The organism is Hwanghaeella sp. LZ110 (assembly GCF_048892525.1).
Classification (GTDB): Bacteria; Pseudomonadota; Alphaproteobacteria; order UBA8366; family Aestuariispiraceae; genus Pacificispira.
On the sequence record NZ_JBLZHT010000013.1, the window covers coordinates 18,625 to 32,797 of the forward strand.

General features: G+C 54.9%; 15 protein-coding genes. 11 read left to right on the forward strand and 4 right to left on the reverse strand.

The features are described 5' to 3' along the window. Positions 1-142: 142 nt before the first annotated feature. Positions 143-646, forward strand: coding sequence for a paraquat-inducible protein A (locus ACOSDM_RS19215; RefSeq protein WP_420726160.1), 504 nt, complete (start codon positions 143-145; stop codon positions 644-646). Here ACOSDM_RS19215 and ACOSDM_RS19220 read toward each other — a convergent pair. Beyond that, positions 629-1,231, reverse strand: a complete 603-nt coding sequence (locus tag ACOSDM_RS19220) for a LysE family translocator (protein WP_420726161.1) — start codon at positions 1,229-1,231, stop codon at positions 629-631. The two genes, ACOSDM_RS19215 and ACOSDM_RS19220, sit on opposite strands and share 18 nt — an antisense overlap. An 81-nt stretch (positions 1,232-1,312) precedes the next feature. Between ACOSDM_RS19220 and ACOSDM_RS19225 the strand changes: the two genes are divergently transcribed. Next, positions 1,313-2,167: an AraC family transcriptional regulator gene (locus ACOSDM_RS19225; RefSeq protein WP_420726162.1), complete on the forward strand. Its 855-nt coding sequence runs from the start codon at positions 1,313-1,315 to the stop codon at positions 2,165-2,167. Here ACOSDM_RS19225 and ACOSDM_RS19230 read toward each other — a convergent pair. Next, positions 2,151-2,660: a hypothetical protein gene (locus ACOSDM_RS19230; protein WP_420726163.1), complete on the reverse strand. Its 510-nt coding sequence runs from the start codon at positions 2,658-2,660 to the stop codon at positions 2,151-2,153. The genes ACOSDM_RS19225 and ACOSDM_RS19230 overlap by 17 nt on opposite strands. Before the next feature lie 206 nt (positions 2,661-2,866). After that, positions 2,867-3,634 carry a 3-deoxy-manno-octulosonate cytidylyltransferase gene (locus tag ACOSDM_RS19235; RefSeq protein WP_420726164.1) on the reverse strand — a complete coding sequence of 256 codons (768 nt, stop codon included), beginning with the start codon at positions 3,632-3,634 and terminating at the stop codon, positions 2,867-2,869. A gap of 235 nt (positions 3,635-3,869) precedes the next feature. Here ACOSDM_RS19235 and ACOSDM_RS19240 point away from each other — a divergent pair, with 235 nt between their 5' ends. The 8 genes from ACOSDM_RS19240 to ACOSDM_RS19275 all read left to right on the forward strand — a co-directional run bounded on the left by ACOSDM_RS19240 (position 3,870) and on the right by ACOSDM_RS19275 (position 13,062). Next, a complete protein-coding gene (locus ACOSDM_RS19240) occupies positions 3,870-4,427 on the forward strand; it encodes a c-type cytochrome (protein ID WP_420726165.1) in 558 nt (185 codons plus the stop codon). 94 nt (positions 4,428-4,521) lie between these two features. Beyond that, entirely contained in the window at positions 4,522-5,319 is a 798-nt protein-coding gene (hisN, locus tag ACOSDM_RS19245) for a histidinol-phosphatase (RefSeq protein WP_420726166.1), read from the forward strand. Between the two features lie 123 nt (positions 5,320-5,442). After that, the gene (locus tag ACOSDM_RS19250) at positions 5,443-7,293 is read left to right on the forward strand and encodes an extracellular solute-binding protein (protein ID WP_420726167.1); all 1,851 of its coding nucleotides are present in this window, start codon (positions 5,443-5,445) and stop codon (positions 7,291-7,293) included. 50 nt (positions 7,294-7,343) lie between these two features. Further along, positions 7,344-8,447 (forward strand): microcin C ABC transporter permease YejB, encoded by a 1,104-nt coding sequence (locus ACOSDM_RS19255; RefSeq protein ID WP_420726168.1) that lies wholly within the window; start codon positions 7,344-7,346, stop codon positions 8,445-8,447. A 63-nt stretch (positions 8,448-8,510) separates the two neighbouring features. Then, positions 8,511-9,548 carry an ABC transporter permease gene (locus ACOSDM_RS19260; RefSeq protein ID WP_420726197.1) on the forward strand — a complete coding sequence of 346 codons (1,038 nt, stop codon included), beginning with the start codon at positions 8,511-8,513 and terminating at the stop codon, positions 9,546-9,548. Between the two features lie 14 nt (positions 9,549-9,562). Further along, on the forward strand, positions 9,563-11,212 hold the full coding sequence (locus tag ACOSDM_RS19265; protein WP_420726169.1) for an ABC transporter ATP-binding protein: 1,650 nt from the start codon (positions 9,563-9,565) through the stop codon (positions 11,210-11,212). A gap of 103 nt (positions 11,213-11,315) precedes the next feature. Next, positions 11,316-12,197, forward strand: a complete 882-nt coding sequence (locus ACOSDM_RS19270) for an ABC transporter permease (protein ID WP_420726170.1) — start codon at positions 11,316-11,318, stop codon at positions 12,195-12,197. 16 nt (positions 12,198-12,213) lie between these two features. Next, entirely contained in the window at positions 12,214-13,062 is an 849-nt protein-coding gene (locus ACOSDM_RS19275) for an ABC transporter permease (protein ID WP_420726171.1), read from the forward strand. Here ACOSDM_RS19275 and ACOSDM_RS19280 read toward each other — a convergent pair. Next, on the reverse strand, positions 13,059-13,604 hold the full coding sequence (locus ACOSDM_RS19280; protein WP_420726172.1) for a class I SAM-dependent methyltransferase: 546 nt from the start codon (positions 13,602-13,604) through the stop codon (positions 13,059-13,061). The two genes, ACOSDM_RS19275 and ACOSDM_RS19280, sit on opposite strands and share 4 nt — an antisense overlap. Positions 13,605-13,722: 118 nt before the next feature. Here ACOSDM_RS19280 and ACOSDM_RS19285 point away from each other — a divergent pair, with 118 nt between their 5' ends. Beyond that, positions 13,723-14,154, forward strand: a complete 432-nt coding sequence (locus ACOSDM_RS19285; RefSeq protein WP_420726173.1) for a DUF1178 family protein — start codon at positions 13,723-13,725, stop codon at positions 14,152-14,154. Positions 14,155-14,173 lie beyond the last annotated feature (19 nt).

Consider the following 14,173-nt stretch of genomic DNA (forward strand, 5'->3'; position numbering starts at 1 on the left):
GCATATCCTTCATAAATCACGACTTGAATGTCGCGCTTCTATCGCACTCGCCGCAGGCTCACAAACCCCTTCTTGTCGCAGGCGCATTCTAACCGTAAACAGAACTCCATTTCGAATTGCGAAATGAGGCTGGGAGACGGCGGTGCCATTACATAAACATGCATCAGGTATGGATCGGTTGACGGGGTTTGGGTTCATTCTGGCGCTGGGATTATGGGGTGCTGGTGTGACGCTGCCCGTCCTGCATGTCACGGAATTGTTCATGTTCCAGAATGATGTGTCCCTGATCGGGATCGTCAGCGGGTTGTTTCAGCAGGATGAAACGGCAATTGGCGTTCTGGTCTTGATTTTCACGCTGGTCCTGCCCCCGGCAAAACTGATCATCGGTTATGGCCTGTGGCGGTTCACCGAAGGATCCGGCATTGCCGCACGCCGGGGCATTGCGTTTCTGGATGCTATTGGGAAATGGACGATGTTGGATGTGCTGGTCCTGGCTGTCGTCGTTGTGACACTGAAATCCAGTTGGGTGGCAGAGGTTGAAGTCGCGCCGGGTCTGTATTTCTTTGCCACCTCTGCCATCCTGGCCGTTGCCGCAGGCCTGGGGCTGCGACGCGCCCATCGTGGGCAGTCAGATAAAACTGCTTAATGCTTTCAGCACAGACAGGACCAATAGCAGGGCAAAGAAAATATTTACGACCCGGCTGAGGGTTGGATTTTGCAGATATCTTGCCAGCAGGGATCCGAATAACAGCCAGGAACCACTGGCGATTGCCGCCATGATCAATAAGGCGATAAATTTCAGCCCCCCATCCAGTACCGGCTGTGTCGGCACGATGGTGTGACTGGCGCATAACGCCCCAAACACGGCGAAGGCTTTGGGGTTGGCGACAGCGATGATAAATCCGGCTGTGAATTTGGGGCGACTTTCTGTGTCACGTTTCAGACTGGCAACCGGTGCTGTGGCAATCCGATAGGCCAGGTAGAGAATGTAAATCGCGGCAAGCCCTACCAAAGCTGGTTTGACGCCTGGTATGGCGAAGAAAACGCTGGTGATGCCCAGCACGACGATCAGAAGGACCGACACTGTGCCAATAACAATACCCACCCAATAGGGGACTGCCGCCCGCAATCCATAGGCCGATGCCATGGCAGACACCCCCAAAACAGCCGGTCCCGGACTGAGCATTAACGGTATGGCGGCCAGCCACAGGCTGATCAGATCTGATAACATTTGTCATTTCCCATTGCAGTGCACAGTATTCATGGCCTATTTCGGAAAGGGCGTCTTGAACAATTGTGCAGCGGGTGCGACGTGGCGCGAGCGGAGAAAAGTTGGATTAAGACGGGATTTGGATATGGCAGCCTGCAATGGACGCATGCCTATTTCCAGGACGTTGCATTCTCCCCACATCGCCATGATACGTATACGATTGGATGCACGGAAATTGGTGTCCAGAGTTTCGAATACCGTCGTGAAACGTGGCACGCGATGCCAGGGGATATCTTCGTCATACATCCAGATGAATTGCATGACGGACGTTCCGGCGACAATACGGCGTTCGGGTACCGGTCATTTGTCGTGTCCCCCCAGGATATCGCCGCAGCGCATGGCGTAGACTGGTTACCATTCAACAAACAGGCTGTGACGCAAGATCCCGCTCTACGGTTGGCGGTGCTGGAGATGTTAACCCTTGCCGATACTCCGGATCGGGCGGCGAAGGATTTCGCGGCGGTGGATGCCATGGTGGCGCTGGCGGGCGCCTTATTTCAAAACAGCGATAATATGCGGCGGTTTCGCGCTTCCAAGTCATCACAAATAGAAGCGGTGATTGTTCAGCGCCTGCATGACCGGCTGAGTGACGCGCCGACACAGTCCCACCGCATGGCACAGGTCGAAAGAGACAGTGGTTTAGACCGTTTCACCCTGGCGCGGATGTTTAAGCGGCGCTTTGGCACCAGTCCGTATCGGTTCCTCATTCAACGCCGCCTGGAGGTTGCCAAGGACCTGATGCGGGATGCTCTGCCATTGGCGCAAGTCGCTGCGGCTGCGGGATTCGCCGATCAAAGCCATTTTACCAGACAATTCCGCGCCACCAACGGCCTGTCTCCGGGCCAGTGGCGCGATCTGTATTGCGGCAATGCAATGGTGGCTATTGGGTCAGGATAACCGGGCCGGGTGTTGTGCGCTGTTGTGGTGATGGTGGTTGGGGCTGGGAGATAAAGCCCTGTGATCCGGTCGTTGTTTTTTCCGCGGTGCGTCCCGCCGGGGCCACGACCACATCCACTTCAACCCCACTGGTCAGCGGCAAAATGCGAACAGTGGCGAATCGATCCCCCTTAACATAGGTGATCGAAGTGCGTCGTGATCGTACGATCGCGGTTTCGACCCAGCCGTATTGCGGCATGTTCTGGCGCATGAACTCGACAATCTGGACTGGTTGGCTGGCATCGCCGACCAAAACAACCTGCCCAGTCCAGGACAGGTCATCGCCAACAATAACCGTATCCGTCAGTACAACTTGAGAGCCGGGCGGGACCGGAAGATCGGGGATTGTCAAAACGTTAGGGGGCAGCTCCCCCTCTGGTGCCACGGCGGTACGGTCGCTGGGCGATACCGCTTGAACACCCGCGGTTGGGCCCCGGTCGCTGGAAATACCCATATTCCCGCCAACGCATCCCACTAGCCCGGAAAGGCAGACACCTGCGAATGCGACCCTTAGCGGTATTCTGCTACGAGACAACATGGATTGTGACTTATCCGTCTTTTTCATCACTCTCCGCCGGTTCAGTGAACTCATAGTATCTGTTTTTTAGAATAACTGACGCAACAGGACCGTGATTCGGGTGGGTACGGCAACGTGTTTTGTCAGGGGTTCAGGTTGTTTTTCATCAGAATGGCCCGCGCGCGTTCCAGATCGTCTGATGTGTCCACGCCCAGGGGCACCGTTCTCACCAGGGCGACATCAATTCGCATCCCAGCCTCCAGGGCACGCAATTGCTCCAAACGCTCGCGTTGCTCCAGAATACCGGGTGGTAATCCCACGAATCTGGCCAGGGCCGGGCGGCGAAATGCGTATAAGCCAATATGGTGATACAGCGGACCATCCCCCCACGGGGCCATCGCACGGGTGAAGCTCAGCGCCCGGGCGATTGTAAAATCCAGATCTGAAACCTCTGGGAAACCGGCAATGACTTTCACAACATTAGGATTGGATCGCTCTTCCTCCCGGTCGATGACGGCTGCGATGGTCGCGATATCCACCCCCTCCGATTGCTGAATCGGAGCCATTGCGGCGCGAATCGATACCGGATCCAATGTTGGCAGGTCACCCTGTACATTTATGATAACATCATGCTGCCCATCCGGATCAAGGCGGCAAACCGCCTCATATATCCGGTCAGACCCTGAAGGATGGGCGGGATCGGTCAGGATGGCGGTATAGCCGGCCGCCTGTACCGCATCATATATTTCCGGGTCACCCGCAGCGACGGCGACTGGCCCCAAATCAGCTTCCAGCGCACGTTCTATGCACTGCACAATCATTGGCTTTCCGCCGATATCGGCCAAGGGCTTGTTTGGCAGACGGGTCGACGCCAGGCGCGCGGGGATCAGAACAATTGGATTATTTGACATGGAATCAGGTTCCTGGAACACAAAAACTGGGTGATTTGAATACTGCGACGACGCGCCGCTTATTGGTACCGTTGATTATCGGGTTCGGACAGGATATATCGCTCCCCAGACTTGGCAATCTCATCACGAGACTGGTTTGGGCTAGACTGTACGGGCACTGTGGTTAAAGTGTGTGGGGTTAGACGATAAACGCAGATACAGGTCGGCGAATGTCGGCAATTATCGGGGATCATCAATGAAACAAGATGCGCTTTTCATCAACAAGATTTCCGCAGCAGTCCTGACGGCTGGCCTGTTGGCCATGGTTTCCGGGATTTTAGCGGAGTCATTGTATCATGTGGAATTGCCGGAAGGCGTCGAAGGCCAGGCCTTTGTGATCGCGGAGCCGACAACGGGCACGGAGGTGGCGGCGGCCGCAGAACCGGCTGAGCCTGCAGGACCTGGCGACATTTTGCCAATGTTGGCATCTGCCGATATTGCTGATGGTGAAAAAGTCGCAAAGAAATGCGTCGCCTGTCACAATTTTGAAGAAGGCGCCGGCAGCAAGGTCGGCCCGGATCTTTATGATGTTGTGATGCGCAAGAAAGCCAGCGTCGATTTTAGTTACTCCGCTGCTTTCCAGGCACTCGATGGGGAGTGGGATTATGATGCGCTGAACCATTTCCTTTATGCCCCGACGGATTATGCGCCGGGCACGAAGATGAGCTTCCGTGGTGTTCGGAAAGACGAAGATCGCGCAAATCTGATCGCCTATCTGCGGACTTTGAGTACAAATCCAGCCCCCCTGCCGTAAGCGGTCGGTGTTGCTGAGAATCATACGGGCGGCGAGGCATCCTTCGCCGCCCGTTTTTTTACCCGACTGCTATCGGCTTTGATGAGGGAAAACCGTGACTGGTATCGAAAACATGGAACGCTGCCCTGAAGAATGGATTGCCCTTGCACATCGATTGGCAGATATCGCCCGGCCGATTGCACAGCAGTATTTTCGCACGCCATTGGATATTGTTTCCAAGGCGGATGACAGTCCCGTCACGATCGCGGATCGCTCAATTGAAGCGGCGATGCGCGCAGAAATCGAAAGAACCTTTCCAGACCACGGAATTCTGGGGGAGGAATATGGCTCCACCCGGTTGGATGGGCCTGCCGTGTGGGTTCTGGATCCAATTGATGGTACCAAGGCCTTCATTTCCGGCATGCCGTTGTTTGGCACTCTGATCGCCTGTTGCGTCGATGGTGTGCCTATATTGGGCGTTATTGATCAGCCAATTCAGGAAGAACGCTGGATCGGGGCCCTGGGCTATCCCACGACCTATAATGGCGCGGCTGTTCAAACATCCAAGAAATCTGATCTTGATAAGGCCATATTCTATACGACAGATGCCGACTTCTTTCTGAACGGCCCTAATGAGGACGGTTTCTTGGCAGTGAAAGATGCGGTGGCTTTGACCCGATTCAGTGCTGATTGCTATGCGTTCGCGCTGATCGCGTCTGGATCGATAGATCTGGTCATTGAAACCGGGTTGAAACCCTATGATTACTGCGCCCTTGTGCCGGTGATTGTCGGCGCGGGGGGGACGATGACAGATTGGAACGGACAGCCACTAACCATTGATTCAGACGGCAGCGTCATCGCGGCATCTGGCACACAGTTGCGGGACGCGGCCTTGCGGGCGTTTTTGCCCTGATAGTGTCCACTGCAAGGCAATTCTAAGGTATTCGCGCCGCAACGCTTGCGCTTTTGATGATCTGCGCCACATTAATGTCCTAAGTCGGATTGAATAACGGCAGCACCGGGAGACTTTGGATATATGCTGTGTACCCTGAAACATGCTTGTTTCGCCTTTTTTCTAATTGGATATGCTTTTGGACCGTCGGTCGGACATGCACAAGAGGTCGTCCGTTCCCATGGTTGGGCAATTCACAGCCAGATTAAGTATCCCGGAGATTTTAAGCATTTTGACTATGTAAATCCGGATGCGGCCAAGGGCGGGACGGTGGTGTTTGGTGTGCCAGACACATTTGATTCCCTGAACCCCTTCATCATTAAGGGCAATCCTGGGGCGGGCAGTTCCGCCATATACGATACCCTGATGACGACCAGCATGGACGAACCCAACAGTGAATATGGCCTGCTGGCAGAGTGGATTGAGGTGGAGAGTGATGCACAAGGTGTGATCACCGATGTCCGGTTCAAATTGCGCGATGCCGCGCGGTTCCATGATGGGGTTCCGGTTCGCGCCAGCGATGTAATATGGACATTCAATACACTGCGGGAGAAGGGCAGCCCGCTGTATCGCTATTACTATGCCAATGTTGAAGAAGTCACAGCCCTGGATGACTTGACTGTACAGTTTCACATGGTGCCTGGCGAGAATGTGGAAATGCCGGTGATCCTGGGCCAGTTGCCTGTTCTGCCCGAACATTACTGGAAAGATAGAGAGTTTGATAAAACCACCTTGGAGCCGCCTTTGGGGTCCGGTCCGTATAAAATTAGCGCGGTGCGCCCCGGTCAATCCATTGCGATAGAGCGTGTGCCGGATTATTGGGGCAAGGATCTGCCGGTGAATGTTGGGCAGAACAATTTTGATACCATCCGATACGAGTATTTTCGCGACCGAACGGTTATGCTGGAGGCGCTGAAGTCAGGCACTATAGATTGGCGGTCAGAGAATTCATCGAAGTTCTGGGCGACTGCCTATGATGTGCCTGCGGTAAAAGATGGTCGCCTGATCAAGCGTGAATTTACCCATGAACGCGGGACCGGCATGCAGGGCTTTGTCATGAATACCCGCAAGTCTATTTTCTCTGATGTCAAAGTACGTGAGGCACTGACCTATCTGTGGGATTTCGAATGGGTCAATAAGACCATCATGTATGGCGCGTATACCCGTACCGACAGCTATTTTGAGAATTCTGATCTGGAAGCGACGGGATTGCCTGGACCGGAAGAATTGAAGGTCCTGGAGCCGTTGCGCGATCAGTTGCCGCCACGTGTGTTTACGGAAGATTATCAGCCGCCCGTCACTGATGGGTCCGGGAACAGCCGCCAGCAATTGCGCACAGCCCTTGAACTGCTGAAAGAAGCAGGATGGGACATCAAGGATGGTGTCCTGACGCAAACGTCTACAGGCGCGCCATTTGAATTCGAAGTACTGTTGAATCAGGACCTGTTCACCCCCCATACCCAGTCATTGGTACGCGGTGTCGAACGACTGGGCGGCAAGGTTTCCATTCGTGTCGTCGATGCAGCCCAGTATCAGTCGCGGGTGGATAGTTTCGATTTTGATATGATCATCGGCAGCTGGGGGCAGTCTCATTCACCCGGCAATGAACAGCGTGAATTCTGGAGCAGCGCAGCGGCGGATCGACAAGGCAGTCGCAACACAGCCGGGATCAAGAACCCCGCAATTGACACCTTGATTGAAGAGCTGATCGCATCCCCCAGCCGGGATGTGCTGGTGGCGCGGACGCATGCGTTGGATCGTGTTTTGTTGTGGAATTTTTATGTTATTCCCATGTTTCACAGCAAGGTCGACCGAATTGCCTATTGGAACCGGTTCGGCTTTCCGGAGAAAACGCCAATGCAGGGAACATCCCCTAATTTCTGGTGGGTTGATGCGGACCTGGATGCGGCCCTTGAACGCAACGGGCGTAAGTGAACCGCGATGATCTGCTTGGTCGTGATCACGTTGATTAGGGATTAACCCATATGTACGCGTACATCCTGCGCCGATTGCTTTTGGTCATCCCGACCCTGTTCGTGATCATGCTGTTGAATTTTGCCGTTATTCAGGCAGCACCCGGCGGCCCGATCGATCAGATCATCTCTCAACTGAAGGGGAATGCTCCCGGTGCCCTACAGCGTGTCTCTGGTGGGGCTGGGGATCTGGCAGGCGGATCTGAAAACAGTGCAGCCACCAGCGGGGACAATCAAACCCGCGCATCCAGGGGCTTGCCGCCGGAATTCCTGGCGCAATTGGAGGCTCAGTTCGGCTTTGACAAGCCCTGGTACGAGCGCTTTTTCACGATGATTGTGAATTATCTGCAGTTTGATTTCGGCACCAGTTACTTTACCGATCGCACGGTGATCGATCTGATTCTGGACAAAATGCCGGTTTCAATTTCATTGGGGCTGTGGACCACGATCATCACCTATCTGGTTGCGATTCCGTTAGGGATCCGCAAGGCCATCCGGGAAGGCAGCCAGTTTGATGCATGGACATCCGCGGTTCTGTTCGCTGGATATGCCATCCCCAATTTCCTGTTCGCCGTCTTGTTGATCATCCTGTTCGCGGGGGGGCAGTATTTTGATTGGTTCCCGCTGCGGGGTCTTGTTTCAGAGAATTTTGACGACCTGACTCTGTGGGGCAAAATTGTTGATTATTTCTGGCATCTGGCCCTGCCATTGACGGCCATGATTGTCGGGGCCTTCACCACGCTGGCAATGCTGACCAAGAATTCTTTTCTGGAAGAAATAAACAAGCAATATGTCATCACCGCGCGCCAGAAGGGTCTGGACGAAGGACGCATTCTGTACGGTCATGTCTTCCGCAACGCGATGCTGATCGTTATTGCGGGATTTCCCGCAGCCTTCATTTCCATCCTGTTTACCTCCTCTTTGCTGATTGAGGTTATTTTCTCCCTGGATGGGTTGGGGGCCCTTGGTTTTGAAGCGGCGATCAACCGGGATTATCCGGTCATGTTCGCCACATTGTATATGTTTACCCTGCTGGGCCTGATCATGGGGCTGGTCGGTGACTTGATGTATGTCGCGGTGGACCCCCGCATAGACTTTGAAAAGCGGGAGGGTTGATCTGTGTCACAGGCCACTGGTTCCCCGCAAGCAGACACCATCCCCCGCTATAGTTTTCTGGGTATGCGGGTGTCGCCCATCACCCGCAGGCGTATCGATCATTTCAAGAATAACAGGCGGGCCTTTTGGTCGATGATCCTGTTTCTCGTGCTTTTTGTCTTTTCATTATTTGCGGATGTGATCGCCAACAATAAACCCATTCTGGTCTATTATGATGGCAGCTTTTACGTCCCCATTGTGCAGCAGGTGCCAGAGACCACCTATGGCGGTTTTTTTGAGTCCGAGGCGGTCTATACCGATCCCGCAGTGCAGGACCTGATCCGGGAAAAGGGATGGTATCTGATGCCCTTGATTCCCTATGGCAACAATACGCCGGCCTATGATCTGACCGGCCCTGCGCCGACGGCACCGGATTCCAATCATTGGCTGGGTACCGATGACGAAGCCCGCGATGTTGTTGCTCGCCTGATCTATGGTTTTCGCATTTCAGTTCTGTTTGGTCTGGCCTTGACGGCGGTCAGTTCCGTGATCGGGATCGCGATAGGCCTGATCCAGGGCTATTTCGGTGGATTGATTGATCTGTTGGGCCAGCGCGGGATTGAGATTTGGAGCAGCCTGCCGACCCTGTATCTGTTGATCATCCTGGCCTCTATTGTGGAGCCGAATTTCTGGTGGCTGTTATTGCTGATGATGCTGTTTTCCTGGCCGGCGCTGGTCGGCTTGGTGCGGGCGGAAACGCTGCGAGCGCGCAATCTTGACTATGTGCGTGCGTCAAAGGCGTTGGGCGTTGGCAATCGAACCATCATGCTGCGCCATATTTTGCCCAATGCCATGGTGGCGACCATCACCTTTTTGCCCTTCATCACGACGGGGTCGGTGACGACCCTGACGGCCTTGGATTTTCTGGGATTTGGCCTGCCGCCGGGATCGGCATCCCTGGGGGAGCTTATGAAGCAGGGTAAGGAAAACCTGCAGGCGCCCTGGTTGGCCTTGACGGGCTTCTTTACCATCGGGATCATGTTGACCTTGCTGGTATTCATCGGGGAGGGTGTGCGCGACGCCTTCGATCCCCGGAAAACTGATACTAAAACAGCTAAATAGAAACAGGCACAGCCATGACCCCTACCGACGACACTCAGGCTCAGCCGCTTTTGACAGTCGAAGACCTTTCTGTCGCGTTTCAGGTCCCAGGTGGCACGATAGAGGCTGTGCGTCATGTTGGGTTTTCCATTCACAAGGGGGAAACGCTGGCTTTGGTGGGGGAAAGCGGGTCCGGGAAATCTGTAACCGCGCTGTCGATCCTGCAATTGCTGTCCTATCCAGCCGCCAGCCATCCCAATGGTCGCATTCTGTTTAAGGGCAAGGACCTGCTGGGCGCGGCGGAACCCGAATTGCGCAAGGTCCGGGGCAATGCCATCGCAATGATCTTCCAAGAACCGATGACCAGCCTGAATCCGTTGCATACCGTGGAAAAGCAAGTTTCCGAAGCACTGATCATTCACAAGGGCTATAACCGGGCGAAGGCTCGCCCGCGGGTGCTTGAACTGCTGGAAAAGGTTGGGATACGCGATGCTGAAAGCCGGCTGAGTGCCTATCCTCATGAATTATCAGGCGGGCAGCGCCAGCGGGTGATGATCGCCATGGCGCTTGCGAATGAGCCAGACCTGTTAATCGCCGATGAACCGACGACCGCGCTGGATGTCACAATCCAGGCGCAGATCCTGAAACTGTTGAAGGACCTGCAACAGGAAACCGGCATGGCGATGCTGTTCATCACCCACGATCTGGGGATCGTGCGAAGCATCGCCGACCGGGTTTGCGTCATGCAACAGGGGGAGATTGTGGAGACCGGCAATACCACCGCCCTGTTCCAGTCCCCGCAGCATGCTTACACACAGGCGCTGTTGGCAGCCCAACCAACGGGGAAGAAAGAACCCGTTGCGCCAGGCGCGCCGCTGATCCTGAAAGGCGATGGGGTCAAGGTCTGGTTCCCGATCAAGAAAGGGCTGATGCGGCGCACCGTGTCCCATATCAAGGCCGTAGATGGCATCGATGTCACAGTCCATGAAGGTCAAACGGTTGGCGTTGTGGGGGAAAGCGGGTCGGGCAAGACAACCCTGGCAATGGCGCTGTTGCGCCTGATTTCGTCTCAAGGCGGGATTGCCTTTGAGGGGGTGCCTATTGAGGCTGTGGATGGCCGCGCCCTGCGGGGCCTGCGCCGCCGCATGCAGGTGGTGTTCCAGGATCCCTATGGCAGTCTAAGCCCCCGCATGTCGGTGGGTGAAATCATCGCCGAAGGGTTGGAAGTTCATAAAATCGGTGAAAATGCCCAAAACCGCGATGCGATGGTCGTTGATGTGCTGAAAGAGGTCGGGTTGGACCCTGAAAGCCGCCATCGCTATCCCCATGAATTTTCCGGTGGCCAGCGCCAGCGCATCGCCATCGCCCGGGCCTTGATTCTGCGGCCCCGTTTCATGGTTCTGGACGAACCGACATCGGCCCTGGATATGTCGGTTCAGGCACAGATCGTCGATCTGTTGCGTGACCTTCAACGCAAACACAAGCTGGCCTATCTGTTCATCAGCCATGATTTGAAAGTCGTGCGTGCGATGGCCGATACGGTCATTGTGATGCGCGATGGAAAGGTCGTAGAATCCGGCCCATCCGCACAAATCTTTGATCAGCCCAAGGACGCCTATACCAAGGCCCTGATGGCCGCATCCTTCGATCTGTTGGCCGACGAAAGCGGCGTTGTAGCGGTTTAGATCCCGCTCTTCAGGGGGTTGTGCCAACAGGGGGCTTGTGTTTCAGGGGTGGGGTATTAGGTTCTAGCACACTTCCTAGAAACCGATACAGGATGGCCTGTCCATGAGTTTGACTCGCGAGATAACCCCGAATGCTGCGTCGAATACGCCGGAACAGTCTGGCGTATCCCAGGGCGGTACATCAAAGGCTGGCCGACATCTGGGACCCCGCAGCTTTGGGCGCGTCAATTGGATTGGCTGGCAAAGTCTGTATATGAAGGAAGTGCGGCGTTTTCTGAATGTCGCGACCCAGACGATTGCCGCGCCGGTCGTGACGACTTTGCTGTTTCTGGCAATTTTCTCCCTGGCGCTGGGGCATGCTGTTGAGATGGTTCGGGGCGTCCTGTTCCCCGTGTTTCTGGCACCCGGTCTGATTGTCATGGCGATGGTTCAGAATTCTTTCGCCAATACATCTTCCTCTTTGGTCATATCCAAGGTTCAAGGGAACATTGTCGATGTCTTGATGCCGCCGATCAATTCCATAGAGATGGTGTCAGCCTATGCGCTGGCCGGGGTTTCCCGGGGCCTGCTTGTTGGGATGACGACCGGATTGTTCATGTGGATTTTCGTGCCCTTTCATGTCGCCAATTGGGGACTGGTCGCCTATCACGCGGTTTCCGCGTCCCTGATGCTCAGCCTGATCGGGATCATCGGTGGGATTTGGGCGGATAAGTTCGATCATATGGCGGCGATCACCAATTTCGTCATCACCCCATTCGCATTCTTAAGCGGCACCTTTTATTCGATTGAGCGACTGCCCGAGCCATTTCACACCATCGCGTATTTCAATCCGTTCTTCTATATGATCGACGGGTTTCGCAGCGGCATGATTGGCGTGGCGGATGCACCGACATGGTTGGGCATGCTGGTTATGTTCAGCATAAATTTGGTCCTGGCGCTGATTGCCTGGCGGATGGTTGCAACCGGCTACAAGCTGAAAAATTAACGAAAGCAACGCGGGCATGTCTGCACCTTCATCCGACCCAGTGGCGCGTGTTGCGTCCATTTTTGGGGCCATTCCCCGGCCGCGTCATTTCGGGCGGGTCAATTGGGTGGGCTTGCTTGGCCTGATGCGACGCGAGGCAATTCGCGAATTGCGCTGGTTTGGTATGGCACTGGTGGGGCCCGCTATTCAGGCCGCATTGTTCGCTACGGTCTTTTCCCTGGCCGCCGGGGAACAGGGTATGGCGGTGGATGGATGGAATTTCCTGGAATTTCTGGGGGCCGGATTGGTGATTTCTGCCGTTATGCAGCGGGCGCTGGAAACCACAGGCTATTCCATCATGTTCGACAAATTGGAAAGCGGCGGGCTGCAGGATATCCTGGGGGCCCCCCTGACACCGATGGAGATTTTGACCGCCTATCTGGCGACAGCAATTGCGGTTTCGGTCTCCATAGGCCTTTTCATTTGGCTGGTTATGTCCTTGTTCGGGCTGCGCCTGCCTGTCCATCCATTGGCAGCGGTGTATTTTCTGTGCATCGCAGGCGGTATTTTTTCCATGCTGGGCCTGATTGGCGCTGTCTTCTCCAAGAAATGGGATTCATTCTCTGGCAAGGAAACCTTCGTCGTTCTGCCGTTGATTTTTCTCAGCGGCACGTTCTTCCCGCTCAGCGCTGTGCCGGAAGGACCCTGGCGATCCGTTTTTCAGATTAATCCGATTTACTATCTGGTGGATGGCTTTCGCTGGTCCGCAACCGGACGCTTGGAATCAGATCCCTGGCTCAGCGCCGCAGTGACGGCCGGGCTGTTCCTGGTTCTCTATTCAATCGCGGCCCGCCTGCTGGCCACCGGATACAAGCTGAAACCTTAAGATTTCCGGATTGCACAGATGCGTTGGCGAATGCCAGGCTTTGGTATGGCGTCATAACCATGTTCGTAGGCGCGCACCGTGAATTTCTGTCGCACGGCATCCAGCAATTCACCCTCCGCTAGCAAATAGGATTCGCGCGCCGGGTGGCCATAGGCCTGGTTGCCCTGGGCGAAAGTTTCGTACAACAAAATGCCACCGGCTGCGACCGTGTCTAAGATATCGGGCAGAATAGGGCGATGCAGATAGCAGGTCACAACCACGGTCCCGAAACTGTGTGCCCTTAAGGGGAAGGGCGCGCCTGTTTCCAGGTCAACCTGAAGGCATGTCGCCCCGGCCTGATCGGTTAGATCGGAAACCGCACTGATATCTCGATCCAGAAAGGTCACAGGAAATCCACGGTCCAAGAACAGCCTGCCATGACGTCCGCCCCCACAGGCCAGGTCAAGAACGGACATGCCCGTCGGGGCCAAATCCGCCCAGCGCATAATCCAGGGGCTTGGGTCCTGAAATCCGGCATGTTTCGTTACTAAATGGTCTGACATGGGGGCTCCCATAGTTGGAATTTTTCTTGCAAGCGGTGGCGTTCGGGGCCAAATCATATCTTATGCCCAAAGAGGCGTTGCCCAAAGAGGCGTTGCCCAAAGAGGCGTTGATAGAGAAATGGTCGAAACGATGATTTGTTTTACGCTACGGTGTCAGAAAGATCATGAATTTGAAGGCTGGTTCAAGGATTCTGGCGCTTTCGAGTCACAGAATGCCGCCAAGGATATCGAATGCCCGGTCTGTGGCAGCCATAAGATTGAAAAGGCGTTGAGCCGCCCGAATATTTCTTCAGGCAAAACGCAATCGTCGGCTCAGGCGGAAGTCATGCGCAAAACCCGGGAAACGTTACGCGAATTCCGGGAAAAAATTGAAAGCACCCACGAAAATGTGGGGACCCGCTTTGCCGAAGAAGCCCGGAAAATTCACTATGGCGAAACCGAACAACGCGGGATCTATGGCGAAACGACCGGTGAAGAAGCCCAAGAGCTGGTTGAGGAGGGCGTGCCCATAGCAGCAATTCCCTGGATTGAAGAAGCCAAAGAGAACTGAAGGCACACCCTAATCCGCT

Bases quoted from the DNA above. Each gene is read 5' to 3' on its own strand.
- ACOSDM_RS19220 (WP_420726161.1), bottom strand. From the start codon at position 1,231: ATGTTATCAGATCTGATCAGCCTGTGGCTGGCCGCCATACCGTTAATG.
- ACOSDM_RS19230 (WP_420726163.1), bottom strand. From the start codon at position 2,660: ATGGGTATTTCCAGCGACCGGGGCCCAACCGCGGGTGTTCAAGCGGTA.
- ACOSDM_RS19235 (WP_420726164.1), bottom strand. From the start codon at position 3,634: ATGTCAAATAATCCAATTGTTCTGATCCCCGCGCGCCTGGCGTCGACC.
- ACOSDM_RS19240 (WP_420726165.1), top strand. From the start codon at position 3,870: ATGAAACAAGATGCGCTTTTCATCAACAAGATTTCCGCAGCAGTCCTG.
- ACOSDM_RS19250 (WP_420726167.1), top strand. From the start codon at position 5,443: ATGCTGTGTACCCTGAAACATGCTTGTTTCGCCTTTTTTCTAATTGGA.
- ACOSDM_RS19255 (WP_420726168.1), top strand. From the start codon at position 7,344: ATGTACGCGTACATCCTGCGCCGATTGCTTTTGGTCATCCCGACCCTG.
- ACOSDM_RS19260 (WP_420726197.1), top strand. From the start codon at position 8,511: ATGCGGGTGTCGCCCATCACCCGCAGGCGTATCGATCATTTCAAGAAT.
- ACOSDM_RS19265 (WP_420726169.1), top strand. From the start codon at position 9,563: ATGACCCCTACCGACGACACTCAGGCTCAGCCGCTTTTGACAGTCGAA.
- ACOSDM_RS19270 (WP_420726170.1), top strand. From the start codon at position 11,316: ATGAGTTTGACTCGCGAGATAACCCCGAATGCTGCGTCGAATACGCCG.
- ACOSDM_RS19275 (WP_420726171.1), top strand. From the start codon at position 12,214: ATGTCTGCACCTTCATCCGACCCAGTGGCGCGTGTTGCGTCCATTTTT.
- ACOSDM_RS19280 (WP_420726172.1), bottom strand. From the start codon at position 13,604: ATGTCAGACCATTTAGTAACGAAACATGCCGGATTTCAGGACCCAAGC.
- ACOSDM_RS19285 (WP_420726173.1), top strand. From the start codon at position 13,723: ATGGTCGAAACGATGATTTGTTTTACGCTACGGTGTCAGAAAGATCAT.